We start from the raw sequence: 26,866 nt of genomic DNA, 5'->3' as shown, positions 1-26,866 counted from the left end.
CTCGTTAAGCCCTTTTTTGAAGTTTAGAATGAATTGCATGAATCTTTGTTACAGCCGCTTCCACTGTTAAGCCAATTTCTTCTAACAACTCATTTACACTTCCATGCTCCACAAAAACATCAGGGATGCCCATTCTATCAATTTTTGCTTGATGGAAGCCATGGTCATGTGCATATTCTAATACCGCACTACCAAAACCTCCTTGAAGCATTGACTCTTCAATTGTTAATAACGGCATATCCTCTTCCAATAAATCCATTAACATCTTCTCATCAAAAGGCTTAATAAACCTTGCATTCACAACTTTTACAGATATTCCTTCTTGTGCAAGTCTTTCAGCAGCCTCTAAAGCCATCGGAATTGTTGTACCAAACGTCAAAATAGCAAAGTCTGTTCCATCCTGTAGTACTTCCCATGTGCCGATTGGAATTGTTTTTAATTCTTCTTCCATTTCAACGCCTAGGCCATTACCTCTTGGATATCTTAAAGCAATTGGTCCGTCATCATATTGTATAGCTGTATTGACCATATGCTGCCCTTCATTCTCATCCTTCGGCATCATTAACACAAGATTCGGTACATGTCTTAAAAATGATATATCGAATACACCTTGATGCGTTTCTCCATCTGCTCCAACGAGTCCTGAACGGTCAATTCCAAAGAATACATTTAAATTTTGTCTGCAAACATCATGAACTACTTGATCATATCCTCGTTGAAGGAACGTGGAGTAGATTGCTAAGTATGGCTTCATACCTTGTGTCGCTAAACCAGCTGCCATTGTAACAGCATGTTGTTCAGCAATTCCTACATCAAATAGTCGATCTGGGAATTCTTGTCCGAAACCTTCTAGCTTCGACCCAACAGTCATCGCTGGGGTAATGGCAACGACACGTTTATCACTTCTTGCAACTTTACGTACTGTTTCACTAATAACCTTACTCCAAGCAGGTGGGCTACTCGCTGGTTTAATAAAATCACCAGAATCAATTTTATATGGTCCAGGACCATGCCAAGTACCGATCTTATCAGATTCTGCAGGGTGATAGCCTTTTCCTTTTTTGGTTATAACGTGGACTAACACTGGACCTTTTGTTTTCTTTGCATATTGTAAATTCTCTAATAAAGCCTCATAGTTATGCCCGTCAACCGGACCTAAGTAGGTGTAGCCTAACTCTTCAAAGAACACACCTGAAACGAGTAAATATTTCATGCTATCTTTGATTCGTTCTGCTGCATCTGCAAGCTTTCCGCCTACTGCAGGGATTTTACGAAGAATATATTCTAACTCATCCTTCACCCAGTGATACTTACCTGCTGTACGTAGACGTCCTAATATATTGTGAAGTGCTCCAACATTAGGAGCAATCGACATTTCATTATCATTTAAAATGACGATCATATCTTTCTTTTCATGTCCGATATGATTCAATGCTTCTAATGCCATTCCACCAGTAAGAGCACCGTCACCGATAATTGGAAGAATGTACTCATCAGTTCCTTTTATATCTCTTGCAATGACCATTCCCATTGCTGCAGATAATGATGTAGAGCTATGGCCTGTCTCCCAAACATCATGCTCACTTTCACTACGTTTCGGGAAACCTGATAAACCTTTATATTTTTTTAACGTTTCAAACTGCCCGGTACGCCCAGTTAGAATCTTATGTACGTATGATTGATGTCCAACATCCCATAAAAATTTATCCTTTGGACTATCAAACACCTTATGCAAGGCAACCGTTAATTCAACTACACCAAGATTCGGCCCAATATGGCCACCAGTTTTTGAAGTTACATCTATAAGAAAATTTCTAATATCTTCACTTAAATTTTCTAATTCTTCTATTGTGAGATCCTCTAAGAAGGATGGGTCCTTTATCGTTGTGAGATCCAAACGAAATCACTCACTTTCCTGTCAAATTGATTTTGAGGAATGCCTGAATTTTTTTCACACCCTCAAAATGGTACTACCCTTCCTTTATCATAGCTTTAGTTGTTTCGAAGGGCAATAAGATCACAAATTTGTTCTAAGTAATTATGTTGAATATTTGCTTCATGTAAAAGCTCTTTACCCCGAGTAATATGGTAGTTTAGTTTTTCCTTTGCACCATCTAGTGTTAGCACTGAAGGATACGTACTCTTCCGATTGGTGATATCACTACCAACAGGTTTACCAATTTCCTCAACGGTTCCTTCTATATCTAAAATATCGTCACGAATTTGGAATGCTAATCCTAAATGGCGGGAAAACTCTCTAAGAATCTTCAATTGCTCTTCTGTTGCCTCTGAGAGCAAGGCTCCGGCAATAATAGAATACTCTAGCAATTTACCCGTTTTACGCTCATGAATGTACTCTAATTCATGGATGGTTAGAGATTTATTTTCCCCTTCCATATCTGCAACCTGGCCACCAACCATTCCTTCAGGTCCAGCTGCAATAGCTAATTGTTGAATGAGTTTAAGTTTTATCATATCCGTAATCGCTGAATCGTTTAACTCCGCTAATAACTGAAAGCTATAGGTCAGAAGAGCATCGCCTGCTAAAATGGCTAATGCTTCGCCGTAAACTTTATGATTTGTCGGCTTACCTCTCCTTAAATCATCGTTATCCATACTAGGTAAGTCATCATGTATTAATGAATAGGTATGAATCATTTCAATGGCAGTAGCTACAGGCAAGCCTAGCTTTGGATTTTTATTAAATGCACTTAAGGTTGCGAATAATAATAATGGTCTTATACGCTTCCCTCCAGCTTGCAGGGAATAGTTCATCGCATCAAGCAAGTTAGAAGGAGCAGATAGAGTGTTTAGCGTCATTATTAAAGATGACTCGATATTCTGTTTATACGATTGACTAAAGGATTGAAAATTAATGCCACTCACCTATCATTCATCCTCCTGAATTTGAAAAGGCTGGAGTTCCCCATTATCAAGCAAAAGTTGATCCATTTGCTTTTCAATTGTCTTTAACTTGTCATGACAAATTTTAGAAAGCGACATTCCCTCTTGAAAATAAGCAATCGCCTTTTCTAATGGAACATCTCCTTCTTCAAGCTTTTCAACAATTTGTTCTAATTGATCCATTGCCTCTTCAAAGGACATTTTCTTTTCTTTACTCACTTTAATCCTTCCTCCTAACCCCTTCAACATGACAATCGATTATTCCATCTTGAAGTTGAACTGAAATGGCATCACCTGTTGTTACATGTTCAATTGATTTTACAAGTGATTCCTGTTCTTTTTGATAGACTAGACTATATCCGCGATCCATGATTTTCAACGGACTTAACGCTTCTAGTTTTGAAATGACAGATGAAAATTGGGTTTCTTTTCGTTCTAGTGTCGCCTTCATTATTTTAGCCATTTGTTTGGTTGCTCGTTCATACCGTTCAGTTTGAAACTTAATTTGTGATGCTGGATGAAAATGACTCAACGTTGTATGCAGAGTGACAAGTTGATGGTGCTTACGTTCTAGTAATCGCTTCGCTTCTCGTTGAAGGCTGTCTACTGCCCGATCCAATTGTTGCTCTTTTTGCTGGTGCAATTGCTTCGGATAACGGAAAGCATACGATCGTTGTAAATGACCAAGGCGGTTTTTCTCAGATACGACCTTTTCCTTTATCGCCCTCATTAACCTTGCTTTCCTTTGAGTTACTCTTTCTAAAAGTTCTTCAATATGAGGCACCGCAAGCTCAGCAGCTGCAGTTGGTGTAGGTGCACGTAAATCTGCTACAAAATCTGCAATCGTAAAATCTGTTTCATGACCAACAGCTGAAATAATCGGAATACTCGACTTAAAAATCGCACGTGCTACAGGTTCTTCGTTAAACGCCCATAACTCTTCGATTGAACCTCCACCACGCCCAACAATTAAAACATCGAAATCCCCGATACTATTCGCTCTTTCAATGGATTTCACAATCGACGGGGCTGCGTACTCACCTTGAACTAGGGTTGGAATAACGATGACTTGTCCGATTGGAAATCTTCTTTTAATGGTTGTGATGACATCCCGAACTGCCGCCCCAGTTGGCGAAGTGATTACACCGATTTTGCGAGGGAATTTTGGAATAGTCTTTTTATATTTAGGTAAAAACAATCCTTCTTGTTCTAATCTTTTCTTTAGTTCTTCATAGGCTAAAAATAAACTTCCAATTCCGTCAGGCTCCATCTCGGTCACATACATTTGATAGTTACCATTCGGCTCATAAACGGTAATTTCACCTCGAATGAGCACCTTCATTCCGTTTTCTGGTTGAAATTTTATATGACGATTATTCATTTGAAACATAACTGCTTGAATACGTGCATTTTCATCTTTAATTGTAAAATACATATGTCCACGACTATGCTGCTTAAAATTCGAGAGTTCCCCTTTTAGTAATACATCCTGCATGTGTGGGTCGACCTCGAATTTCTTTTTTATATATTTAGTTAATGCAGTTACTGTTAAGTAACGTGGTTTTGACATTTCCCTCTCCCCAAACCTTGTAAGACAACTTTAAGCTAATTGTCCTTTTACTTTGGATAAGACACTGTTAATAAACTTACTTGAATCATCGTCCCCAAAAATTTTCGCAAGCTCTATGGCTTCATTAATACTTACATTCTCTGGTATCGATTCTTCAAATTTCATTTCATATACAGCTAATCTAAGGATGGCCCTATCAACATTGCCAATTCGATCTAATGACCAATTTTCTAAGCTTCCTTTTAACAATTCATCAATTTCCTGCTGGTGTTCTGTTGCCCCTAACACAAGCTTTTCTAAAAACTCATCTGATCCTTTTCCTTCTAATACATGTTCAATTGCAACTGTAGGCTCTTGTTCATTTAAATCTAATTGAAACAAAGCTTGTAACGCTTTTTCTCTAGCAGTTCTACGTTTCATTATTTACGACTCCTTAAATCAGTAAAGGTGTTATGTAAAAAAGACAAAATTCTGTAAGTTAAGGTTTACCACCAATACTTCCATATAAAAATTACTTTATTATGATTCTTTCCTTAATCGCTAAAAGAAATCATAACATAAATTTGGTGAATTGGTACAAAACCTACGATATTTTTATGATTCGATTATACATCATTCCTAAATGAAAATAAAAAAACCAAAGGAAATCCTTTGGTTTTAGCAAATATTTATTAGAATTAATATTCTTGCTCAATTTCAGCTTCCACTTTCGGAGTTTCAAATTGCACCCCTACAACATGGATATTGACTTCATCTACTTCTAAGGCTGTCATTGTCATTAATGCTTGCCTAATGTTATCTTGAATGTTTTTTGCAACTGTTGGAATGGATACTCCAAAGTTCATGACAACATATACATCAACACTAATGCCTTCTTCATTCAGTTCAACCTTTACACCTTTACCATGGTTCTTCTTCCCTAGTCTTTCAACAACACCAGAAGCAAAGTTTCCTCGCATTGAAGCGACACCTTCTACTTCGCTAGACGCAATACTTGCAATAACTTCAATTACTTCAGGAGCAATCTCCACCTTGCCAAGACTAGTATGTCCATGATCCATTTCTAACGTTCTGTTCTCAGTCATATTGACACCTCCTGATTATAGTTTACTACTTTAAGACCTCATATATTTCTAGAAACTTCGTATTAAAGTCACCATCAATAAATTTTTCATGATCCATTAGCTGTAAGTGGAATGGAATTGTAGTGTGAATTCCTTCAATTACAAACTCTCCAAGAGCACGCTTCATTCGAGCTATTGCTTCTTCTCTAGTAGGACCATACGTGATTAGCTTTGCAATCATGGAATCGTAGTAAGGTGGAATTACATATCCTGGATATGCTGCTGAATCAACACGAACCCCAAATCCTCCTGGAGGTAAATACATTTCAATTTTACCTGCTGATGGCATAAAATTTTTATGTGGGTTTTCAGCATTGATACGACATTCTATTGCCCAACCATTAAAAACGACATCCTCTTGTTTAATTGAAAGCTTTTCTCCTGAAGCTACTTTAATCATTTCCTTAATTAAATCGACTCCAGTAACCATTTCCGTAACTGGATGTTCGACCTGAATTCGAGTATTCATTTCCATGAAATAAAAGGTTTGTTTATGATGGTCGTAAATAAACTCAATCGTCCCTGCACCTGAATAGTTTACAGCTTGAGCTGCCTTTACAGCTGCTTCACCCATTTGTTCCCTAATTTCTGAAGTTAGAGCTGGAGAAGGAGTTTCTTCTACGAGCTTTTGTAAGCGACGTTGGATTGTACAGTCACGTTCACCTAAATGAATGACATTCCCGTGTTCATCGGCTAGTACTTGAATTTCAACGTGTCTGAAATCTTCAATGTACTTTTCAATATATACGCCTGGATTACCGAATGCTGCAGCAGCTTCCTGCTGAGTGGTACGAATACCCTTAATAAGATCTTCTTCACTTTTGGCGACACGTATTCCTTTACCACCGCCACCTGCAGTTGCTTTTATTATAACAGGGTAACCCATTTCATTTGCAAGTTTAATGCCTTCTTCTACGTTCTCAACAATCCCTTTAGATCCTGGAACGATTGGAACTCCAGCCTCACGCATCGTTTCTCTTGCGATGTCCTTTGTCCCCATTTTTGTAATAGCCTCTGGAGATGGACCAACAAATTTAATATTACATTCTCTACATATCTCTGCAAAGTCAGCATTTTCTGCTAGAAACCCATAACCTGGATGGATTGCATCACAGCTAGTAAGTGTCGCAACACTAATTATATTGGTGAAATTTAAATAGCTGTCCTTTGATGGAGTAGGTCCAATACAGTAAGCTTCGTCTGCTAGTTGCACATGTAATGCGTCACGGTCAGCTTCTGAATAAACTGCAACTGTTTCAATATCTAACTCTTTACATGCACGTATAATACGTACAGCTATTTCTCCTCTATTTGCGATTAATAGTTTCTTTATCATCGGAATCGCTCCTTATTCTGGCTTTACAAGAAACAACGGTTGTCCGTACTCGACTAATTGTCCATTTTCCACTAGTACTTCAACAATTTGACCAGATACTTCTGCTTCAATTTCATTAAATAATTTCATTGCTTCTACGATACATACAACAGACTCTTTCCCTACTTTATCTCCCACTTTTACATACGCAGGAGAATCAGGATTAGGTGAGGCATAAAACGTACCTACCATTGGAGATACAATCTTATGTAAATTTGCATCTACTTCAGTTGCCTTTGCTTCTGTTGGTACCGGTGATGTTACTTGAACAGGGGCAGGTGTTGCTACTGTTGGAGCTGGCTCGGCCACAGCCACTGCTGCTTGTTTTTGTTCAACTTGAGGAACGACTGTCGTTACAACATCCTTATTCTTCTTTAATTTAATTTTTGAGCCTTCATGTTCATAACTAAATTCATCAATGGATGAACTATTAATTAGCTTTATTAATTCACGAATTTCTTGAATTTTTAACACAATGATCTCTCCTTTACCTAATTAACAAGTTACAGATAGTAACTTTTCATTATAGACAAACTTTTATGACGAGAAATTATAGTCTGCTACTAAAAGTTTGTCCTACTATGTATTCTATAAGAAAATGGTAGTAAATTGCTACCTTAAATTCTTTTTTTTTTGAAAGCGCTTAGAAAAGTTTGTTTAACTTGTATAAAATTATGTATAAAAAAAGAGGAATTTGACGAATTAGAAAGAATTTTTCTTTTAAGCCAGTATCACTTTTCCACATTTTACACTTTGTTAATCGTGTTTGTTGATTTACGTATGAAACATGCTTTACTTGTTTGTCTTGAAAACAGACCTCTGTAATAGGCTCGCACGTACCATTACAAGAATATCAACAAAGCTCTTTAACAAACTAAAGATTATATACAAAGGGGGATTTCATTGGAAACGCAATCTGTTCGAGCATTATTTGAGGAGGACTTGCACAGGAAAAATGGTTTAATTGTAAAAGCCACCTTCGTTTCTGTGTTACTTGCAACACTCGTTGATTTTTTATTACAAAAAGAACTTATTCTTATTTTATCGATATTAATCGGTGGTGGTCTCGGTGTACTACTTGTTTCAATTTTACATTATACCAAAAAGGCAACTAGATTTATCCCTTATCTTGCAGTCTCATTAGTAGCTATTGTTTTATATACGATTATGGCAACCAGTGTTTCACCTTCCGCTTTCGTCATTGTGTTTTTTATCGTTGCAGTTTCTGCCCTTTATATGCACGTTGGAATCCTTTTATACGGAACTAGCCTTGGGCTTGCGATATTAATTGTTTATACATCATTGTTCTCAACCCAGCTTCCATTAGAAACGAAAAACTACGGAACGATCTTTTTAATGTATGCATTAGTGTCGATTCTATTATTCTTTCAATTAAAACTATCCAAACTCCTTTCTCAAAATATCGTTTCTGCTCAAGAAAAAGCAGCACAATTGGTTGCTGAAAATAGTGAGAGAAAGAATATATTACAAGAAAGCACAGCTATTTTATCAAATAACTTTAAAAATGTGAGAGAAGAAAGTGAACAAAGTCAGCTAGCTTCGGTTAATATGTCGGCTAGTATTGAAGAGATGGCATCTACAATGCACTCTCAAAATGAAACGGTCCATGACATAAATTCTACATTAGAAGAAACAAATCAAATGGTCCATCAATTAGTTGTAGCAGTGGAGCAATTAAAGCAACATTCAGAAGGTACAAGTAAAATTTCTGAAGAAGGCGAAAATCGAGTAACGGACCTTCTAGAAAAAATGACTTCTTTCCACGAGCGCATGTTGGTTACTGTTAAAAAAATGAATGAACTAACTGTAAAGGTAAATGAAACAACAAGTTTTTCTAAATCCATACAAGATATAGCTACTCAAACAAACCTACTAGCTTTAAACGCCTCTATTGAAGCTGCACGGGCAGGCGAGGCCGGAAAAGGATTTGCAGTTGTAGCAGAAGAAGTAAGAAAGCTAGCAGAATTAGCAGGTGCCTCTGCTTCGCAAATATCAAAAAATTTAGAGGAAGTTACAAGTCAAACAATGCAAACGAAGGTTGAAATTGAAGATACTTCACACCAGCTGAAAGGTAATGTAGAGGCTGTTCAAGCGACTAGCACCGCGTTCCGTCATATACGTAATTCAGTGGTCGAGCTGAAGGATCATATCAATCAATACAATACATTAACTGCAACCATTCACGATTCTTCTAATACAATTGGAGAAGCTGTCAATGACTTTGCTTCCGTTTTACAAGAAGCTAGTGCAACATTGCAAGAGCTATCGTCTGGTGTTCAGTTTCAAACTGAAAGTCAACTAAATCTAGTAGATTCAATTACCACTACAGACAAAGCTATACACCAGCTCTTACAGCTTTATAAAGAAGACTAAAAAAGAAGTGGGAGTCTCCCACTTCTTTTTTGATTATTTCTTAGAGAACTCAACTGCGACTTGCTTAGCACCTAGTTCTTCTCTAACAAGTTGAATGATCTTGTTTGCTTCTTTAGCAGAATGCTTTTCAGATCTTACTACGATTTTCACTTTGTCTCCATCAGCTCTCACTAATACATCTTTATACTCTTTAGATTCTGCTAGGATAAGAGTTTCTAATACTCTCTCCTTAGAAGAAGCAGCTTGAACTTCGATCATTTGGTCATACGCTTTGCTCTTTTGTTCTGCAGATACATCAGTTGCAGCCATTGTAGTTTGAAGTTGCTCAATTAACTTGCTTCGTTGCTCATCCATTTCTAGACGAAGTGTAGCGAATAGCTCATCGCTTTGAATGCTTGAGATTACTGTTCCATCTTCGGCTTCCTCAGTACCTGTTTCAGTTGCTTTAGACTCTTCTGCTTTAGTTTCTTCTGCTGCAGTTTCCTTGTCATTTTCCACAAATGCTAGATTGTCAGTTTTGTTCTCAGGTGATGTTACATAATACACTGATAATACAACCACTAAACTTAACATTGTTAATAACCATACAGTTTGCTTTTTTAATAACATTTATTATTCCCCCTTAGGTTTTTTCTTTGGTAATACGGATACACGGTGAGTTGGAACATCCAATACTCTTGTTACTGCTTCAACAATTGACGTTTTTACTTTTATGTTTTCTGCACCAGCTGCCACAACCAATACTCCTCGAACTTCAGCCTTTTTCGTCTTGATAATAACAGGTGTTTCTGTATCACCATTTCGAGTAATAACAAGCTGCTCGTCTTTTGAAGTATCTTCTACTTTTCTTTTCCCCCCCTCCCGATCAGTTTCATCTGTAAACTGGGTTTGGGTAGTGGTATTTTTTTCATATACCTTTGATTCTGTGGCATCTAAATTAACCATTATTTCAACTTCATCGATTCCCATTGCTGATTGAAGGATTTCCTTAAGTTGATTCTCATAGTAATCCTCCGCTTCCTGAAGCTGATCCGTTAATTCATCACCTTTTTGACTGAAGGCTGGTTCACCTTCAGCTTTTTGTTGACTAAAAACGGCTAAATCTTCCTTTTGGGTAGATGAAGAAGAATTAGAAAGGGTGTTACTCACTAACATAAACGCAACACCAATTACAAAAATGACAATTGCGTAATGGTATTTTGTTAGTTTCTTACCTGCTTCTTGTTTTTCACTAGATGGCTTTAATAATGACTGTAACCAATGAAAGAAATCATTCTTCTTTTTATCCATCTAATTTGCTCTCCCCCCTTCCATTGCAACAATGATTTGATCAGTGTTTAATTCCCATTCACTCGCCAGGTAAGAAATAATTTTCTTCTCGTCTGCATGAAGAGTTTTCTTCTTGATTGGAGAATTTGTATCAATTTTCACCTCAGCGATGGCCGGGACAGCCTCATCCTTTGCTTCATTTTTTTCTACCAGCTGAACGTGTACGGAGAAGTGCTCGGTTGAATCACTTGATGACACATCAATATGTTCATCGACATCAATAGATAAGTGTGAAACCTCAAGATTAAACTTGTTTTTCACCTCTTCCTCTACCTCTTCTTTCATTTGGACAGCCGTTTGTTCTAAAATATATGCACGAGATGAGGCTTGTATTTCTTTTTTCTTCATTTCTATTAAATTTTCTATATTTTTTTCTTCTGAAGAGGCGAAAGGTGCTGCTGCACTAATGATTTCCTCAACATCATAATGAAATAAACTTAGGATCGGATTTAAGATAATTACTAATAATAGTAAACCTATTACCATTTTGACGTACCTCTGTAGATTGGAATTCGGCAACAGCATGTCCAAAATGGTAGCTAGTAAAATAAAGAGAATAATATTGGCAACCCAGCCTGTTAAAAATTCCATAAGAACTCACCCTCACCTCATCATTAATGTGATGTTTCCAGCAGCGATGATGACTGTTAAACTTAGAAAGAACATTAACGAAACAATTGCTAATGCAGCAAAAATATAAATGACACTCTTCCCGATAATGTCCAAGCATTTAATAACCGGACCGCCACCTAATGGTTGCAGGATCGCAGCTGCGAACTTAAAAATTAGTGCGAGAGACAACACCTTTATCGCAGGAAAAGCGGCGATGAGTAAAAGTATCACGACCCCTACAATCCCAACTGTATTTTTCAATAAAGCTGAAGCACTTAAGACGGTGTCTGTTGCATCAGTAAACATTCTACCGACAACCGGAATAAAGTTTCCTGTAATGAATTTTGCTGTTCGAATCGTAATCCCATCAGCAACTGCACTTGATGCACCTTGTACAGAAATAACACCTAAAAAAACCGTTAAAAAGATCCCAAGAAGTGCAATAGCTGTTTTACGTAATAAATCCGCTAATTGAGTAACTTTGTAATGATCCGATAATGTACTAACGATACTTAATAGTGCTGCAAGAAAAAGGAGTGGTAAGACAACGTATTGGATGAGTAGACCACTTGTATTCATTAAGAAAATAATAATAGGATGAAAAAAGGCTGCAGATATGACTCCTCCAGAAACGGCTATTAATGCTAACAGCAAAGGTATTAACGCAATTATAAAGCTGATCATCGTTGAAATTGCTTCTTCTGTATAGGCAATTGCTACTCGAAAGCTATTCAGTGCGATAATAATTAAAACCATATAAATTAAGGCGTATGCAACCTTACTCACTGTACTTTGTTCAAATGCATTTTGGAGTGATTGGAGAACCATCGAGAAGATTGTCAGCATAATTAATGTTCCTAACAATTTTCCATTGGCGATTAGTTCATGAAAAAGGAACTTTATAATTCCTTTTAACCACTCTTCAGTGGAGAATTTCTTATCTCCCTTCACAAAGTCTATAAAACTACCTTTCTGACTTTCTGGTAGATATCCACCGTATTCTTGTACTATATCGTCCCAAAACTTCCGAATCTCTTCGATACCTAATTGGTCTAGTTGTTCGTCAATGACTTTGTCTTGGATGGATGAAGAGGCTTGTACTATTTCTGGAGATAAGGCTACTAACAAAAATATAATAATTCCTACTAAAATTCGTATGTTCATCCACTCACCCCTTAGGTACCCTTACGATGGTAATAGTCCTAATATTGTTTCGATAATAACCGTTAAAATGGGGATCGCCATCGCCATAATTAAGATTTTCCCAGCTAGTTCAATCTTCGAAGCAATGGAACCTTGTCCTGCATCTCTCGTTATTTGTGCTCCAAACTCGGCGATGTAGGCAATTCCGATAATTTTTAATATCGTTTCAACATACATCAGATTTACATTCGCATTTACCGCTATCCGTTCAAGCATTCCTATAATCTCTTGGATTTGATCAATTAAGAAAAGGAATAGGCTGCAACCAACAAAAACGACAAGCATAAAAGCAAATGTTGGTTTTTGTTCTTTTACAATTAAAGCTAGAAATGTTGCGACTAAACCAATACCAACAATTTGTAAGATTTGGATAACAAACCCCTCCTAACCTTGAAAGAGGAAAACAGCCTTAATTTTCTTAAACAAGTCATCCATAATAGTTACAACACGGAAGATAATATATACAAAGCCCACTAAGGTTACCCAGTGAGCGTAATCCTCTTTACCCATTTGCTTTAGTACGGTATGAAGAAAGGCTACTACTATTCCAACTCCAGCAATTTGAAAGATCGTACTAACATCGATATCCATATCCTTTACTCCTTTCTACCTTTACATCAACAAAACTATTAATAGTAACCCTGATAAAAAGCCTAAGCTTTTTATCATTTTTTCATATTTCGTCTGTTTATCCTGGGCATCAAGTTCTTCCCGCTCTAAGTGAGTCAATGTTAATAAAATATGTTTTTGCTGGGATATTCGATCATGCTGTCCTAGTGTTTCTCCAAATTGCTGAAGCACTTCAATTTCACCTTGCTTAAAGGCTGTAAAACGCTTTACATCCTCCAAGCTTTCATTCCACGCTTCTCTCACACTTTGTTCTCCATTCTTTAAACGTTTCGCAAAGTCTTCAAAAAACCATGATAGGGGCTTCTTCATTTGCTTCGATATATTCATACATGCATCAAATAAAGGTAGATGGCCATACATGATTTCAGCTTCTAGTGACTGTAAGGCGACCTTGAGTTGCCGGATTTGTCTCGGGCGTTCACTTAAATGCTTGGCCGCTTCGAAACCTGTCCATGTTGTGACAATTAATATAATGATAGCTCCGAGTAGCTTCATCATAAGATTTCCCCCATTCTAACCAATCTTCTGACCATTTGAGTCTACGATCTTCAAGCATGTTCCTGGTCCATTTTCTTTAGATAAAATAACAAACTTCGAGAAAATACCTTGTTCTAGTAAAGGCTGTAAACTTGGCCTCTTTACTAGATCAGACCAATCATAACCGTGTGCAGTAACAATCAGTTTCACACCAGCATTAACTGCCTCCATAATCGATTCGCTATCAGCTTTGCTACCTATTTCATCGACAACGATGACCTCTGGACTCATTGAACGAATGAGCATCATCATTCCTTCTGCTTTTGGACAACTATCTAATATATCTACACGCCATCCTAAATCATGTTGTGGGACTCCCTTTACACATCCAGCGATTTCAGAACGCTCATCGACAATTCCTACTTTGTAGGAAGGGATGTCCAATTCTTTTACGCCGTAACTCACTAATCGTGCAATATCCCTCAGCAATGTTGTTTTTCCTGATTGTGGGGGGCCAATTAATATTGTGTTTTCCCATTCTCCTGAAGAAGTTAAAAAAGGTAGATATGGCTTTGCAATGCCAATGCATTGTTTGGCAACACGAATATTAAAAAACGTAACATCACGAATTGCTTTTACTTCACCTTTTTCGGTAATGACCTTTCCAGCTAGTCCAACACGGTGTCCACCTTGGATCGTAATATAGCCTCTTTTCAGTTCTTCTTCTAATGTATAAATTGAATACTGACTTAACCGATTTAAGAGTTGTGATGCGTCCTCGGCAGACACGACATACATCGTTGAACATCTAGTTGGAAAATGAGGTTGACCTCCAATTATTACTTCAAGAGGTCGATGTAATCGGAGGCGAATTTCTTCAATTCTCTCTACTATATGTGGAGGATAGTTTTCAATGATTTCTCGTACATTGCTAGATAACAGATCTAAGATTTCTTCCACGTTCCTCACCTCTAAAGTCTACTATTCTAAATAGTATGCGAGCTTAGGAGTATTATGACTATTCATATCCTTGTTATTTATAGATTCCAATTAATATAAAACCAACACCTATACCGATAAAAATTAGCTTTGAAAATGATAATTCATCGGTTATACTAAGCAGCCCGATCGTCATCGTTGCAATAAATATTAATGGTCCAATCATTGCTAGCGCTGCATTCACGGCTACAGCTTTTTTTACATCATTTAATAGAAGCATTGTAATAGCAGCAGTTAACTCAATAAACGCTGATAAAAAACGAAGACCTGCCATCGATAATACCGTTGTCTCAATACCTGAAAGCCATTTTTTCATTGTTTATTCTCCTCATTATTTGAAACTTTTTACTTATACAACCTATGCATGTACACAATGACTTTAGAATAGGGAAATATGTTAGTTTTAGAAGAGTGACTAGAGGTGTCTAGAAAGGATATGAACAGTTAATTATTTCTTAGGATGCAATCGTACGTTAAAGTAAAAAAGCACTTTCCTATGATAGGAAAGTGCTTTTTTACAAATTTATTATGCACGAGAAACGTATTTACCGTCCTCAGTATTTACGATTAAAACATCACCTTCATTGATGAAAAACGGAACTTGAACTGATAATCCTGTTTCAAGAATTGCTGGCTTTGTACCACCAGAAGCAGTATCACCTTTAATTCCTGGTTCTGTTTCAACAACCTTTAATTCAACTGTGTTTGGAAGCTCTACACCGATTGTTTCAAAGTTGTAAGTTTGAATTGAAACGTTCATGTTTTCCTTTAGGAACTTTAACTCATACTCAATTGCACTTGCAGGTAATTCTGTTTGCTCATAAGATTGAGTATCCATAAATACATGTTGATCACCATTTGCATATAAGTATTGCATTGTGCGGTTTTCGATTTGAGCTTTCGCTACTTTTTCTCCACCACGGAATGTCTTTTCTTGGATTGCTCCAGTACGTAGGTTACGTAACTTTGAACGCACGAATGCTGCGCCTTTACCTGGTTTAACGTGTTGGAAATCAAGAACGCGCCAGATTCCTCCGTCTACTTCAATTGTTAAACCTGTTCGAAAATCGTTTACAGAAATCATGAAAAATCCTCCTAAATCAATTAAATAATAGATACCAAACCCTATTTATTAGTATGGTGTAGTTTACAGTATAATTAGTTCCTTCGTTGAGTGAGTTAGTGACTCGTTCCCATCATTTGTGATTACTGTATCATCTTCGATACGAACTCCGCCTAGACCAGCAATATAGATACCTGGTTCAACAGTTACAACCATACCTGTCTCAAGTGTCACATCAGACTTCACAGATAGTCCTGGTCCTTCGTGTACCTCTAAACCGATACCATGTCCTGTTGAATGGCCGAAATACTCTCCATACCCCTTTTCAGTGATATAGTCACGAGTAAGTGCATCTGCATCTTTACCCGAAATGCCCGGCTTAATTCCAGCCATTCCACGTAATTGAGCTTCTAATACAATATTATAAATGTTCTTTAACTCATCACTTGGATTACCTACCGCTACAGTACGAGTAATATCTGAAACATATCCTTTATAGTATGCTCCAAAATCTAATGTTACAAAATCACCAGATTCAATTACTTTATCTGTTGCAACACCATGTGGTAGTGCAGAACGTAAACCTGAAGCTACAATAATATCAAATGATGAAGATGTTGCTCCTTGCTTACGCATGAAAAACTCTAACTCATTCGAAACCTCTAGTTCCGTTTTACCCGGACGAATATAGGTTAAGATATGCTGAAAGGCATTATCTGCAATCTCCGCTGCTTCCTTTAATATCTTAATCTCCGAATCAGTCTTAATCAAGCGTAACTTTTCAATTTCACCAGACACTGGTATTAACTCAGCTTTAATCCCGGCACGATATAGACGATATGTACTGAAAGCAACGTGCTCTTCTTCAAAACCTAGCTTTTGAATTCCAAGACGTTCAACTTGGTTTGCAATTTCTTCAATGATAGATGCTTTGTGTTGGATAATTTCGAAGCCCTCTATTTGTTTTGCTGCTTGTTCTGTATAGCGGAAGTCTGTTATGAAAACTGCTTTATCTTCGGAAATAATCGCTACTCCAGAAGATCCTGTAAAACCTGTCATGTAACGACGGTTATAATTACTTGTAATTAATAGACCATCAACGTTTTGTTCTGAGAATCGATTTCGAAGATTTTCAATTTTGTTCATCTTTTTCTTCCTCCCCCAATTTCTCTACTAATGCTAATAATGCTAATTCATATCCATACAATCCTAAGCCGACAATTTGACCTACTGTAACCGGAGCAATTACGGATGTGTGACGAAACTCCTCACGAGCATGAACATTTGAAATATGTACTTCAATTACAGGCTTCGCTATACTTGCTATCGCATCGCGAATGGCATAGCTATAATGAGTAAAGGCACCTGGATTTATAATAATTCCATCCGCCTTCACTTCAGCCTCGTGAATTTGATCAATTAATCCACCTTCATGGTTCGATTGATAACAAACTAGCTCAATATTTTTACTACTGGCGATGGTTTTCAATTGAAGTTCAAGTTCGTTTAGTGTAACACTACCGTAAATATGCGGTTCCCGTAGACCAAGACGGTTAAGATTCGGACCATTCAGTAAGAGTATGCGTTTCATGTGCAAACTCCCCTCACTTTTTTAATCTTTTTTTGGCTTCATTATTTGGCAAAAAAAAGAATGTTCTCAAAGAACATTCTATCATATCGTCTATTCATTTGAATAGCTAGGCTGTTTTTGTTCCTTTTGCTTTAACATTTGGTGCTCTGACTCTTCGAAGGAAATGGAGTATCCAATAAAAGTACCGTAAAGGATAAATAAGCACAATGATGTCACGAAAGTATTTAAGTCCATTTTTCGTAATGGTTCGATATTTTCAAAGACAGGATTCAATACAACAAAGACAATTCCCCATAGCACACCACCGAACAGAATTCCGATCCATATTTTATCAAATTTCCTTAACATAGCATAATAAGCAAAGGCTGCTAGAATAGAGATTAACCCTAGTATAACGATAGCAATGTACTGACTTAATACCCCTTCTTTCCAATCACCAACTGCAATCGGATCAAAAATGATATTAGGTGGAACTTTAGTAAAACTAAAAAGATAACATAAATAGCCTAAAAAACTCCAAAAGATTCCACCGAACAATCCTGTTATTGCTATTTTGGCTGTTGTAGACATCGGTTCTTCTTTATTGTTTTGTTCTAATTTTTTCTTATCCGCCACTTTCACTCACCTCCTTTATTATTGTTTCCAGTTTGACCAGTTCTATGAAGAACTTTTTCTAGTTATGTCTAAGGTGAATAATTGTTGACTATACTAGTGAAAGTTTTATGACGGAAGAGATCAATCTAGAGGTTTTCTTCGTTTTCTAGTAGAATGGAATAATGAACGAAAAGTTTGATATAGGTTGGTGAAACATGTCAGAAAATAAAAAAAGCGTTTATGGTGGTCAAGCGGTCGTAGAAGGTGTTATGTTCGGAGGTAAGTATAACTATGTTACGGCTATTCGTAGAAAAGACCAGACCATTGAATACTTACGCTTAAAAAGAGAAAGCAAACCAATATTGCAGAAGCTAAAGAAAATTCCTTTCCTTCGCGGGATTGTTGCCATTTTAGAAGCTAGTGCAAATGGAACGAAGCACTTAAACTTCTCAACTGAGCGATATGATGTTGATCCTGCTGAGGATTATAAGCTAGCAGAGAAAAAAGAATCAAAGTTAACCTTAATTTTAGGTGTTGCTGCTGTTGGAATTATTTCATTTTTATTTGGTAAGTTTGTTTTCACTCTTGTCCCAGTATTTTTAGCAGCTGCTTTAGAATTTATGTTCCCTACGAAAACTGAGCAAGTACTTCTTGAAGGATTTTTTAAATTGCTATTACTATTAGGATACATATACGTTATTTCTTTTACACCAATCATTAAACGTGTATTTCAGTACCATGGAGCAGAGCATAAAGTTATTAATTGCTTCGAATCGGGTAAAGAAATAACAGTAAGAAATGTTCAAGAACAATCTAGACTGCATTATCGATGTGGAAGCAGCTTTATGTTATTCACAGTTATTGTAGGTGTTTTTGTTTATATGTTAGTACCAACAGAACCACTATGGTATAGACTTGTTAACAGAATTGCCTTATTACCAGTTGTCCTTGGAATTTCATTTGAGGTTTTGCAACTCACAAACAGATTAAGAGACATCCCCGTGCTACGTTATCTTGGTTATCCAGGGTTATGGTTACAGTTACTTACAACGAAAGAACCAAAAGATGATCAAGTAGAAGTAGCCATTGCATCATTTAAGGAATTATTAAAATTAGAGGAAGAAGAAGAGGGTTCTGCGAAAATTGTTTAATTGGTGGAAACATCTGACTTTTAAAACATATTGTAAGTAATAACCCTTGCTTTTCGTTTTTATAAGGAGGTGCTGTAAATGAGAACTCGTCAAATTATCCTTATTGTGATTGCATTTTTGGCAGTCATTGGATTAGTAAATACAGATCCGTGGAGTTTATTACAAATGATCGGTATCATTGCGCTGATGTCAGTCGTTTTTTACTTTGCTTTTCGTTTTCTTCAAAGGAAGAGAAATGGTTCTTGGCAGGATTATTCAAGATATCGTAAAGCAGCGATAAAATCAAAAAAACGTTACAAACAGCAAAAAGCAGCTGGATTGGTAAAAAAACCGGCATCCCCTACTATGTTAAAACGAAAGAGCAATGTACAGCTTACAGTCATTGATGGTAAAAAAAATCACAAGAAAAAAAACCGAGCACTTCATTAATATTGGTGCTCGGTTCTTTTTTAATAGTTCCATCTATTTAGGAAGTGAATAGTACGATTAAATCCCTCAACAATCATCTTATCTCTTAGTTCCTTCGTAATTTTAAAATCCCTCGATAATTCACTATCTACAGGAATAAAGACAATGTTTTTTTCAATCCCCCTTGAAATATATCTCATGTCATGAGCATCCATCATCGTATCGAATAAAGCTTTAAATAAACCAATTGCGTTATTTATTTGATGAGTCGGTCGGTTCTCTAGGCTAGGGCTAAGTTGAAATCCGATGAGCGGGCGAATGTTCTCTTTTTTTCTTTGTTCGAATAACCAAACAGGAAAATTACTAAGTAAGGCTCCGTCTACAATCACTGGTTGAGGTTTTACTTTTGTAAGCTTTACCGGTTCAAAAAAATAAGGAATTCCGGCACTCATCCTGATGGCTTTTGCAATCGGGAATGTTCGTGGGTCGTAACCATATCTCTCTAAATCATCGGGGAACACCATTATTCTGCCGTTCGTTAAATCAGAGGCTACGATCCGGAGTGTTTCATTTGGCAAATCACCAAACACCTTGACTCCCTTTGCTTGTAATTTTTCTTCAAGCCAACTTTCAAGAACTTTTCCACGGTAAAGACCAAGTCTTCGGTACAAGGATAGCCATTTCATAATTGAAATAGGAAATATTGATTTTCTAGCATCTAAAAAGTCTATCAAGTTGGACTCATCCATAATTTGCTCAAGCTCTTTTCCGGAGTAGCCAGCAGCAACAAAAGCAGCAATTATTGCACCTGCGCTTGTACCCGCCAATCGAACTGGAGTTAATCCATTTTTCTCTAAAGCTTGAATAGCACCTATTAAAGCAAAGCCTTTTATCCCACCACCCGAAAAGACACAGTCTACTTTCAACGTCCCACCTCACTTACCCGCATTTGTTACATAAGTAATACGATAGTGGCATAAATAGTACGTAAAAATAAAAAAGACTTAGCTATTTAGCTAAGCCTACTTATCGTTATTTAGTTTTTGAATAGCTTTTAATTGTTTTATTCTTGTTTCATCTTCTTCAAAATATTGAACAAGGTCACCAATCCGGTCAATTGCATTCCAGCTTAAATGGTGTTCTATACCTTCTACATCATTGTAAATTTTGTCATCATCAACGCCAATAATTGAAAGAAATTGCTCAAGCAGTTCATGTCTGTCTACAAGTCGTTTCCCTATTTTCTTTCCCTTGTTGGTTAAGATAAGTCCACGATACTTTTCATAAACTAAATAATCATCTTTATCTAGCTTTTGTACCATTTTAGTAACTGATGACGGATGAACAGCCAACGCTTCTGCTATATCAGATACTCTTGCATAGCCTTTATCTTCTATTAGCATATAAATTTGTTCAATATAATCTTCCATACTTGGCGTTGGCACGATTCATCAACCTCACTTTTTCTCCGAACAGATGTCTTTTATCATATTACAATAGTTTGAAAAGTGTCACAAGCCTTTTGTCTTACGTGAAATACTGAATTTCGGCTTGAGGGAAAAACTCATGAATATAACCACGTAGAGTTTCTTGTATATCCTCTTGTTCCTCTGTTTGGTATACGTACTTCCCAATGCCATAGCGGCCCCACTTGTATTTGCGTTTCGTTTCATCCATTTCTAATTTGGTTTTCGGGTATCTTTTTTGGATTACATTTTTAGCTGGCTTTGTGAAACGATGTTGAATAAGCTCAAACGAAAGGTTCTCTAAATTAATCCCTTCCAAGGAAGTAGACAATCGTTGAAACAACTCTAAATAGCCCTCTTTCCATCCCTCATGCAAATAAATAGGTGCAACAATGAATCCAAGTGGATAATTTGCATTTGCTACTTTTCGCGCTGCTTCGATTCTCTCTTCGAAAGTTGATGTACCAGGTTCAAAGTTTTTAATTACATACCTGGAATTTACACTAAAGCGAAAACGCGTTTTACCGTTATGATTTGCATCTAAAAGGTGATCTACATGATGGTATTTAGTTACGAAGCGTAATTGTCCATAATCTGATTGACCAATAAATTCAATTGTCTTTTTTAATGAATGAGTTAAATGATCTAGTCCAACGATATCCGATGTACACGCTGCCTCAAAACGTGTAATTTCGGGTGCCCGTTCATCCATATATTTTTGAGCTTGTTCAAAGATATCATCAAGATTGACATACGTTCGTATGTACGGCTTACTTCCAAGTGTTGTTTGTAAATAACAATAATGACAATGCCCCATACACCCTGTTGCTAATGGGATCGCATACTCAGCTGAAGGTTTTGACGTATCAAATTTTAAGGTTTTACGAAGTCCAACAACTAATGTAGACTTTGCATTTCGATATTGTTGGAGTTCGTTATCTCCTGGTATATTTCTTACTTGATTATGTGAAGTCGTTTCTCTTATTTCTAAACCCATCTTCTCGAATTTCTCTTTTAGCTCTTTTCCTAGTGGATATTCAAGTGCCTTAGGTTCAAAGTAAACTAACTGAGGAACAAACGGTTTCATCCTTTCACCTCTTTTTTCATTTACGCTTAGTATGAACGAAAGATAGAACAAGGGATGGAACCAATTCATGGATTCCATCCCTTAATTTGTTTATTTTATAAACCACATTTTAATTGTGCGCCACAATCTGTGCATGTGTTACATCCGCCAATATCTTGAACTTTACCTTGTCGGCAGACTGGACATGTATCTCCAACTTCAGAACCGAATGTTACCGTTGTAGAGCGAACATCAGGAATGATATCCACTAAAACAACCGGCTTCTTTTTGGCTTCTTCAGCTGGGAATAGCTCTGTTTGTTCTTCTTCAAATGTGTTTTCTTCAGCCTTTAGTGTTAATACTTGAGCATCACGGCTACCATCTACATACACGGTTCCGCCCTTTGCTCCACCATTATATAAACGCTCGTATACCTTTTCAACCTGTTCAACAGTATAACCTTTAGGTGCGTTAACCGTCTTACTGATTGAGCTATCAATCCAACGCTGGATGATACATTGTGTATCCGCATGTGCTTCTGGAGATAACTCCATCGCAGAAATAAACCATTTTGGAAGGTTGTTTGAATCTGCTTCAGGATGCTTGTCCAAGTACTCCTGCACGATATCTGCTTTTACTTCAATAAACTTTCCTAATCGTCCACTTCGGAAGTAAGAGAATGAGAAGTATGGTTCTAATCCGGTGGAAACTCCAACCATGGTCCCCGTGCTACCTGTAGGAGCAACAGTGAGTAAGTGAGAATTACGAATTCCGTATTCTTTAATGTCATTGCGAATATCTTCTGGCATTTTTTGCATAAAACCTGTCTCTGTAAATGCTTGTCGCAACTCGGCCTCTTTATCACCAGTTAAGAATGGGAAGCTTCCTTTTTCTTTTGCAAGTTCAACAGACGCACGGTAGGCAGTTGTTGCGATTGTTTCGAATACTTCATCTACCAGCTTGTTACCTTCTTCTGAACCATATTCAGTTTCACAATAGATTAGAAGGTCGTGAAGTCCCATTACCCCTAAACCAACACGACGCTCGCCAAGTGCTTGCTTTTTGTTTGCTTCTAGGAAGTATGGAGTTGCATCAATAACGTTATCTTGCATCCTAACTCCAACTTCAACAGTTTGCTTTAATTTTTCAAAGTTCACTGTTTTCGTTTCTTTGTTTGCCATTTCTGCTAAGTTAACAGCAGCTAGGTTACAAACACTGTAAGGTGCTAATGGTTGCTCTCCACACGGATTAGTCGCAACAACCTTCTGACCATATGCTTTTGCATTTGTCATGTCGTTTGCATTATCAATAAAGAAAATACCTGGTTCTGCTGAGTATGTTGCGCAAATGTTGATTAAGTTCCAAAGGTCTTTTGCTTTAATTTTACGGTATACACGAACCTTATGCCCCATCTTTTCCCATTCACGAACATCTCCAACTTCATGCCATGTTTCGTTGTAAAGTTTCATCTCATCAGCATCATAGCTTTCTACATCTGGGAAACGGAGTTCATATTCTGAGTCATTTTCTACTGCTTCCATAAATTCTTTTGTTAGGCAGATAGAAATGTTTGCACCTGTTAAAAACTCTGAATTGTGTACTGTATAGTTACCGCCTATACGTAATTTTTCTTCAGCGTCTTTAATAATCTTTTCGTTAAATCCACCTAGACCAGGAATATGTTTATAGTTGATAATTCCTTGATACATATTTTGTTCTTGCTCTGTTAATGGAGTGAACTTGAGCTTATCTTGTGCTGCCTTCTTTATATAGTCATTATCAATATTTTCAATTAAGAAACGCAGGATTCTTGGATTTTGCATTTTTGAAATAATAAATTCAATAATGTCCGGATGCCAGTCCGCAAGCATGATCATTTGGGCCAAGTTGTTACGTTGAATCGCTACTTCAACTCTCTAAGTCACCTTAGAGTTCAGACCATATCTTACACTCATTTAGAGTGCCCTCGCACTTCGGAATCACTTGATTCCTACTCTACTCACTTCCGCTACTTACTTCGCGTGTTTTCGATGGTCGTTGAACCTTCTCCATTTATAGGAGCTTGGCTGCTGATTGTCTTTATCCACTTACTGTTTTTAAGCATTCACATCTACTGTTTCCAGTTCTGTTGTAGCCAGTAAGTCATAAAAAGATTTTCCAGCAATTCACGAGGTATTTTATAGACTCGGCACTTTAATCTTATTTACCGCGTCTCGACCCACCTTGCTCTACAAGATGTGTCAGCTTCGCAATGTCATCTAACCAAGAAACAGAACCGGAGGATTTTCCGTTAACCCCTTTAGCTAATGTATTTCTTGGTCTAAGTGTTGAACCATTCGTTCCAACTCCACCACCGCGGCTCATGATTTCCATGACTTGTTTGCGATGTTCAGAAATTCCTTCACGAGAATCTTTAACGTACGGCATTACGTAACAGTTAAAATACGTAACGTCAGTGTCAGCACCTGCTCCGTAGAGTACGCGTCCAGCTGGAACAAAATTCATCGTTACTAACTCGTGATAGAACTTTTCAAACCATTCTTTTCTCTTATCCTCTGTCTTTTCTACAGAAGCAAGCCCTGTCGCATTGCGTTTCGCAATTTGCTCATAAAAGACTTCCAATGGTTTTTCAATTACATCTAGTGATCGATTTACAATACCTGTTTCTATTTCTTCGTGCTTGTCCAGCACACCACGGTATTCTTCATCTACCAGTACGTTAGCCGTTTTGGCTTCCCAGTCAATGCTCACAATATACCCTAATCCTCTTGCCGGGAATTTCGGATCTTCCTTAATGGTAAGTACTACAAAGTCACCTTCACTTAATGTGATTTTCTCTGTATCTTTGAAGGTATAACGGTCTAGCATAACTAATCGAGATACACCTTTATGTGTTAGTTTCATGTCCTCTGTTATTGGATGTACTTGAGGAAAAGCACGGATATCATCATTTAGTTTTTCTACATTTAGTTTTAATTGATTTTTAGTAGCAACAGTCAACTCTTCTCATCTCCCTTAACTCATTAATTCCGAGTATCTATTAATTTGAAATCTAGCATTCTCGAAATTTGATATTGTTACCATATCACACCCTAATACAAAATATCAATATATAGTATATATATATTTTTCGACGACACTACATATAGTGTCAGAGGCAAAATTAATTTACTTTGTCAAACATAAAATAAATGAAATAATAGAGCATGAAAGAGATAATTTAAAAAATATCGGAGTTTTTGACGAATTTTAACCTTTTTTACTCCTTGCATAAAAAAGTAAATTTCTGTCCACCACCTGTTAAAATGTGTTATTACATTTCTAAAATTTTAGTTAGGAATCCACTTTCATACAAGGGTTCAAGCAGATGGAATACCAATGAAAAATCGCCTAGTTTAACATAGTTGTGAGTAATAATACCTTGGGATTAGCAACTGGTGGTGTTATAAATGAAGAAAAATGATAGTGGTGTAAAACAAGACATTAAGTATGAGTATTACTAGATGTAGTAGTTGGTATATTATTAATGTCTATAACGGAAAAAGCTACTTAATTAAATAAGTAGCAAGATTGTTTGAACTGAGAATTTCTGTCCTTTCAGATGAGCTTACCTAATCAAATAGAAATAATCTTGTCTGGGTGTCAAATATTTTGAGCCATTTTGGTAAACAGCGATAGGTTGTTCTAAATACAAATATATCTCATGTCCCCACTCAGGTATGTATGCCTTAACGTTAAACTCTAGAGCATAAGCAGAGTCACTTACTATTTCTAACTCTCCTTTAAATGGGATTTTCGTTTGTTGATCAAATAAACCAATGATTGGACCTGCTTCATGGCAATGACGCCCAACAGGATGAGTGTATAGCATAGCATTTATCCCACTTTTATTCGCATCTTGTATACTTTTCTCAAACACTTGATTCCCTCTTCTACCAGCTGTCATATTCCCCATTACAATATCTTCAAACACTAATGCTTGTCTTAATGCAGCTTCTAATCCTTCGGGTGGTTTAGTTTCTCCTCTTTTCAGTACATATGCTAGTTGCTGTGTATCTGTACACAACCCTAGATAATCTAATCCAAAATCAAGATGAACAATATCACCAGGCATGATGATTGTATCAGTTAGTCTATCAATAGTGGCGTGCTGTCTTTGAATATCTATAGTTGGATAAAAAGATGTCTTTATTCCTAGATCATTTACCCTCTGCCTAATCCAATCTACAACTTCAGTTGTAGTTGTTAGTCCAGGGTAGATTACTTCGTTTGATAAAGCTGTTTTTGCGAGATTACTTGTTAAGTCTGCCAGAAAAGGATAAATAAGCATTTCTTCTTTGCTTCGTTTCAAAAACCAGTGAATGACTAAGTGTTCTGCGGATACAAACCTTTCAACCCATTTTGATCCGAGCTCTTCAGATAAAGTATCATGAAGACTGGAGGTCAATCCATCTGCAACTGCAATATGTTTCGAATAATTGATACCTATTTTACTAGGTTGTTTTTCTTCTACTAATTTCTTTAACCTTTGCCATTGAGTTTCTTTATTACGATCCCAAATAAATGTGTATAAGTTTTTTAAGGCAGGGTGTGGTGAGCCGATTACATAACGTTCGATCTGTTGAATCTCTTGATGTAAAACAAAAACGAAAATAGATAGTCTACGGGAGCTGTCATGTTCACAAGGCGTCAGGGTTTCTACTACTGGGTCTTCATTATATTCCTTGCTAATTACAATCCACATCGGAATATCCGCTTTCACCATTGCTTCTTTTAATACACTGTCCAGTCTTTCCTTTAAGAAATTATCACGAATTATTTCTTGTTTCTTTAACGGGAGTATACTTTTAGATCGATCATGCTCATGAACATTAAACAAAAGTGTCACATCCTTTTTTACATTTCAAGTA

Annotated in this window: 28 protein-coding genes and 2 pseudogenes; 3 read left to right on the top strand and 27 right to left on the bottom strand. The window is 36.9% G+C overall.

The window, feature by feature from the left end:
* Positions 1-4 precede the first annotated feature (4 nt).
* From dxs to accB, 8 genes are all read right to left on the bottom strand, one after another.
* Entirely contained in the window at positions 5-1,897 is a 1,893-nt protein-coding gene (dxs, locus tag JR050_RS06595; RefSeq protein ID WP_204202718.1) for a 1-deoxy-D-xylulose-5-phosphate synthase, read from the bottom strand.
* Between the two features lie 95 nt (positions 1,898-1,992).
* Positions 1,993-2,886 (bottom strand): polyprenyl synthetase family protein, encoded by an 894-nt coding sequence (locus JR050_RS06590; RefSeq protein WP_346726716.1) that lies wholly within the window; start codon positions 2,884-2,886, stop codon positions 1,993-1,995.
* A gap of 3 nt (positions 2,887-2,889) precedes the next feature.
* Positions 2,890-3,123, bottom strand: a complete 234-nt coding sequence (locus tag JR050_RS06585) for an exodeoxyribonuclease VII small subunit (protein WP_346726715.1) — start codon at positions 3,121-3,123, stop codon at positions 2,890-2,892.
* 1 nt (position 3,124) lies between these two features.
* Complete coding sequence (gene xseA, locus JR050_RS06580) at positions 3,125-4,474, bottom strand: exodeoxyribonuclease VII large subunit (RefSeq protein ID WP_204202716.1); 1,350 nt, start codon at positions 4,472-4,474, stop codon at positions 3,125-3,127.
* A gap of 30 nt (positions 4,475-4,504) precedes the next feature.
* Positions 4,505-4,894 (bottom strand): transcription antitermination factor NusB, encoded by a 390-nt coding sequence (gene nusB / locus JR050_RS06575; RefSeq protein WP_204202715.1) that lies wholly within the window; start codon positions 4,892-4,894, stop codon positions 4,505-4,507.
* 257 nt (positions 4,895-5,151) lie between these two features.
* The gene (locus tag JR050_RS06570) at positions 5,152-5,559 is read right to left on the bottom strand and encodes an Asp23/Gls24 family envelope stress response protein (protein ID WP_204202714.1); all 408 of its coding nucleotides are present in this window, start codon (positions 5,557-5,559) and stop codon (positions 5,152-5,154) included.
* Positions 5,560-5,584: 25 nt separating this feature from the next.
* Positions 5,585-6,934: an acetyl-CoA carboxylase biotin carboxylase subunit gene (gene accC / locus JR050_RS06565; protein ID WP_204202713.1), complete on the bottom strand. Its 1,350-nt coding sequence runs from the start codon at positions 6,932-6,934 to the stop codon at positions 5,585-5,587.
* Between the two features lie 12 nt (positions 6,935-6,946).
* On the bottom strand, positions 6,947-7,447 hold the full coding sequence (accB, locus tag JR050_RS06560; RefSeq protein ID WP_204202712.1) for an acetyl-CoA carboxylase biotin carboxyl carrier protein: 501 nt from the start codon (positions 7,445-7,447) through the stop codon (positions 6,947-6,949).
* A gap of 693 nt (positions 7,448-8,140) precedes the next feature.
* Between accB and JR050_RS06555 the strand changes: the two genes are divergently transcribed.
* Entirely contained in the window at positions 8,141-9,367 is a 1,227-nt protein-coding gene (locus JR050_RS06555) for a methyl-accepting chemotaxis protein (RefSeq protein ID WP_430392866.1), read from the top strand.
* 33 nt (positions 9,368-9,400) lie between these two features.
* Here JR050_RS06555 and JR050_RS06550 read toward each other — a convergent pair whose 3' ends face one another.
* The 13 genes from JR050_RS06550 to JR050_RS06490 all read right to left on the bottom strand — a co-directional run bounded on the left by JR050_RS06550 (position 9,401) and on the right by JR050_RS06490 (position 17,886).
* A complete protein-coding gene (locus JR050_RS06550; protein ID WP_204202710.1) occupies positions 9,401-9,976 on the bottom strand; it encodes a SpoIIIAH-like family protein in 576 nt (191 codons plus the stop codon).
* A gap of 3 nt (positions 9,977-9,979) precedes the next feature.
* Positions 9,980-10,657 (bottom strand): stage III sporulation protein AG, encoded by a 678-nt coding sequence (spoIIIAG, locus tag JR050_RS06545; RefSeq protein WP_204202709.1) that lies wholly within the window; start codon positions 10,655-10,657, stop codon positions 9,980-9,982.
* Entirely contained in the window at positions 10,658-11,287 is a 630-nt protein-coding gene (gene spoIIIAF, locus JR050_RS06540; protein WP_204202708.1) for a stage III sporulation protein AF, read from the bottom strand.
* Between the two features lie 12 nt (positions 11,288-11,299).
* Entirely contained in the window at positions 11,300-12,472 is a 1,173-nt protein-coding gene (spoIIIAE, locus tag JR050_RS06535) for a stage III sporulation protein AE (RefSeq protein ID WP_204202707.1), read from the bottom strand.
* Positions 12,473-12,493: 21 nt separating this feature from the next.
* Complete coding sequence (spoIIIAD, locus tag JR050_RS06530; protein WP_346726719.1) at positions 12,494-12,883, bottom strand: stage III sporulation protein AD; 390 nt, start codon at positions 12,881-12,883, stop codon at positions 12,494-12,496.
* A gap of 12 nt (positions 12,884-12,895) precedes the next feature.
* On the bottom strand, positions 12,896-13,102 hold the full coding sequence (spoIIIAC, locus tag JR050_RS06525; protein ID WP_204202706.1) for a stage III sporulation protein AC: 207 nt from the start codon (positions 13,100-13,102) through the stop codon (positions 12,896-12,898).
* Between the two features lie 21 nt (positions 13,103-13,123).
* Positions 13,124-13,639, bottom strand: a complete 516-nt coding sequence (spoIIIAB, locus tag JR050_RS06520; protein ID WP_204202705.1) for a stage III sporulation protein SpoIIIAB — start codon at positions 13,637-13,639, stop codon at positions 13,124-13,126.
* Positions 13,640-13,654: 15 nt separating this feature from the next.
* Complete coding sequence (spoIIIAA, locus tag JR050_RS06515; RefSeq protein WP_204202704.1) at positions 13,655-14,578, bottom strand: stage III sporulation protein AA; 924 nt, start codon at positions 14,576-14,578, stop codon at positions 13,655-13,657.
* Between the two features lie 73 nt (positions 14,579-14,651).
* Complete coding sequence (locus JR050_RS06510; protein ID WP_204202703.1) at positions 14,652-14,933, bottom strand: YqhV family protein; 282 nt, start codon at positions 14,931-14,933, stop codon at positions 14,652-14,654.
* A 210-nt stretch (positions 14,934-15,143) separates the two neighbouring features.
* Complete coding sequence (gene efp / locus JR050_RS06505; RefSeq protein ID WP_204202702.1) at positions 15,144-15,701, bottom strand: elongation factor P; 558 nt, start codon at positions 15,699-15,701, stop codon at positions 15,144-15,146.
* Between the two features lie 63 nt (positions 15,702-15,764).
* Positions 15,765-16,826: a M24 family metallopeptidase gene (locus JR050_RS06500; protein WP_204202701.1), complete on the bottom strand. Its 1,062-nt coding sequence runs from the start codon at positions 16,824-16,826 to the stop codon at positions 15,765-15,767.
* The gene (gene aroQ / locus JR050_RS06495) at positions 16,813-17,271 is read right to left on the bottom strand and encodes a type II 3-dehydroquinate dehydratase (protein ID WP_204202700.1); all 459 of its coding nucleotides are present in this window, start codon (positions 17,269-17,271) and stop codon (positions 16,813-16,815) included. The genes JR050_RS06500 and aroQ overlap by 14 nt, the downstream gene beginning before the upstream one ends.
* A gap of 90 nt (positions 17,272-17,361) precedes the next feature.
* Positions 17,362-17,886, bottom strand: coding sequence for a YqhR family membrane protein (locus tag JR050_RS06490; protein ID WP_204202699.1), 525 nt, complete (start codon positions 17,884-17,886; stop codon positions 17,362-17,364).
* A gap of 194 nt (positions 17,887-18,080) precedes the next feature.
* Here JR050_RS06490 and JR050_RS06485 point away from each other — a divergent pair, with 194 nt between their 5' ends.
* Positions 18,081-19,016, top strand: coding sequence for a DUF1385 domain-containing protein (locus JR050_RS06485; RefSeq protein WP_204202698.1), 936 nt, complete (start codon positions 18,081-18,083; stop codon positions 19,014-19,016).
* A 78-nt stretch (positions 19,017-19,094) separates the two neighbouring features.
* Positions 19,095-19,445, top strand: a complete 351-nt coding sequence (locus JR050_RS20795) for an SA1362 family protein (protein WP_204202807.1) — start codon at positions 19,095-19,097, stop codon at positions 19,443-19,445.
* 20 nt (positions 19,446-19,465) lie between these two features.
* Here JR050_RS20795 and JR050_RS06475 read toward each other — a convergent pair whose 3' ends face one another.
* The 6 genes and pseudogenes from JR050_RS06475 to JR050_RS06450 all read right to left on the bottom strand — a co-directional run bounded on the left by JR050_RS06475 (position 19,466) and on the right by JR050_RS06450 (position 26,835).
* Positions 19,466-20,350 (bottom strand): patatin-like phospholipase family protein, encoded by an 885-nt coding sequence (locus tag JR050_RS06475; RefSeq protein ID WP_204202697.1) that lies wholly within the window; start codon positions 20,348-20,350, stop codon positions 19,466-19,468.
* 96 nt (positions 20,351-20,446) lie between these two features.
* On the bottom strand, positions 20,447-20,869 hold the full coding sequence (mntR, locus tag JR050_RS06470; RefSeq protein ID WP_204202696.1) for a transcriptional regulator MntR: 423 nt from the start codon (positions 20,867-20,869) through the stop codon (positions 20,447-20,449).
* An 82-nt stretch (positions 20,870-20,951) separates the two neighbouring features.
* Positions 20,952-21,977, bottom strand: a complete 1,026-nt coding sequence (splB, locus tag JR050_RS06465; RefSeq protein WP_204202695.1) for a spore photoproduct lyase — start codon at positions 21,975-21,977, stop codon at positions 20,952-20,954.
* Positions 21,978-22,072: 95 nt separating this feature from the next.
* Positions 22,073-23,839 (bottom strand): annotated as a pseudogene (locus tag JR050_RS06460) (vitamin B12-dependent ribonucleotide reductase); the annotation flags it as partial.
* A 322-nt stretch (positions 23,840-24,161) separates the two neighbouring features.
* Positions 24,162-24,956: pseudogene (locus JR050_RS06455) on the bottom strand (ribonucleotide reductase N-terminal alpha domain-containing protein); the annotation flags it as partial.
* 607 nt (positions 24,957-25,563) lie between these two features.
* Positions 25,564-26,835 carry a M24 family metallopeptidase gene (locus tag JR050_RS06450; protein WP_204202692.1) on the bottom strand — a complete coding sequence of 424 codons (1,272 nt, stop codon included), beginning with the start codon at positions 26,833-26,835 and terminating at the stop codon, positions 25,564-25,566.
* Positions 26,836-26,866: the final 31 nt, after the last annotated feature.

It is taken from the genome of Bacillus suaedaesalsae, from assembly GCF_016890225.1.
GTDB lineage: Bacteria > Bacillota > Bacilli > Bacillales > SA4 > Bacillus_BS > Bacillus_BS suaedaesalsae.
This window is presented reverse-complemented; position numbering and strand designations above follow the sequence as displayed.

What these genes read in the sequence shown, in the direction of transcription:
- accC (WP_204202713.1), bottom strand. Translation starts at nt 6,934, where the DNA reads ATGATAAAGAAACTATTAATCGCAAATAGAGGAGAAATAGCTGTACGT.
- splB (WP_204202695.1), bottom strand. Translation starts at nt 21,977, where the DNA reads ATGAAACCGTTTGTTCCTCAGTTAGTTTACTTTGAACCTAAGGCACTT.
- efp (WP_204202702.1), bottom strand. Translation starts at nt 15,701, where the DNA reads ATGATTTCTGTAAACGATTTTCGAACAGGTTTAACAATTGAAGTAGAC.
- JR050_RS06510 (WP_204202703.1), bottom strand. Translation starts at nt 14,933, where the DNA reads ATGAAAAAATGGCTTTCAGGTATTGAGACAACGGTATTATCGATGGCA.
- xseA (WP_204202716.1), bottom strand. Translation starts at nt 4,474, where the DNA reads ATGTCAAAACCACGTTACTTAACAGTAACTGCATTAACTAAATATATA.
- JR050_RS06500 (WP_204202701.1), bottom strand. Translation starts at nt 16,826, where the DNA reads ATGAACAAAATTGAAAATCTTCGAAATCGATTCTCAGAACAAAACGTT.
- nusB (WP_204202715.1), bottom strand. Translation starts at nt 4,894, where the DNA reads ATGAAACGTAGAACTGCTAGAGAAAAAGCGTTACAAGCTTTGTTTCAA.
- spoIIIAB (WP_204202705.1), bottom strand. Translation starts at nt 13,639, where the DNA reads ATGATGAAGCTACTCGGAGCTATCATTATATTAATTGTCACAACATGG.
- JR050_RS06485 (WP_204202698.1), top strand. Translation starts at nt 18,081, where the DNA reads ATGTCAGAAAATAAAAAAAGCGTTTATGGTGGTCAAGCGGTCGTAGAA.
- spoIIIAC (WP_204202706.1), bottom strand. Translation starts at nt 13,102, where the DNA reads ATGGATATCGATGTTAGTACGATCTTTCAAATTGCTGGAGTTGGAATA.
- spoIIIAG (WP_204202709.1), bottom strand. Translation starts at nt 10,657, where the DNA reads ATGGATAAAAAGAAGAATGATTTCTTTCATTGGTTACAGTCATTATTA.
- JR050_RS06555 (WP_430392866.1), top strand. Translation starts at nt 8,141, where the DNA reads ATGGCAACCAGTGTTTCACCTTCCGCTTTCGTCATTGTGTTTTTTATC.
- spoIIIAF (WP_204202708.1), bottom strand. Translation starts at nt 11,287, where the DNA reads ATGGAATTTTTAACAGGCTGGGTTGCCAATATTATTCTCTTTATTTTA.
- JR050_RS20795 (WP_204202807.1), top strand. Translation starts at nt 19,095, where the DNA reads ATGAGAACTCGTCAAATTATCCTTATTGTGATTGCATTTTTGGCAGTC.
- JR050_RS06550 (WP_204202710.1), bottom strand. Translation starts at nt 9,976, where the DNA reads ATGTTATTAAAAAAGCAAACTGTATGGTTATTAACAATGTTAAGTTTA.
- JR050_RS06570 (WP_204202714.1), bottom strand. Translation starts at nt 5,559, where the DNA reads ATGACTGAGAACAGAACGTTAGAAATGGATCATGGACATACTAGTCTT.
- aroQ (WP_204202700.1), bottom strand. Translation starts at nt 17,271, where the DNA reads ATGAAACGCATACTCTTACTGAATGGTCCGAATCTTAACCGTCTTGGT.
- spoIIIAE (WP_204202707.1), bottom strand. Translation starts at nt 12,472, where the DNA reads ATGAACATACGAATTTTAGTAGGAATTATTATATTTTTGTTAGTAGCC.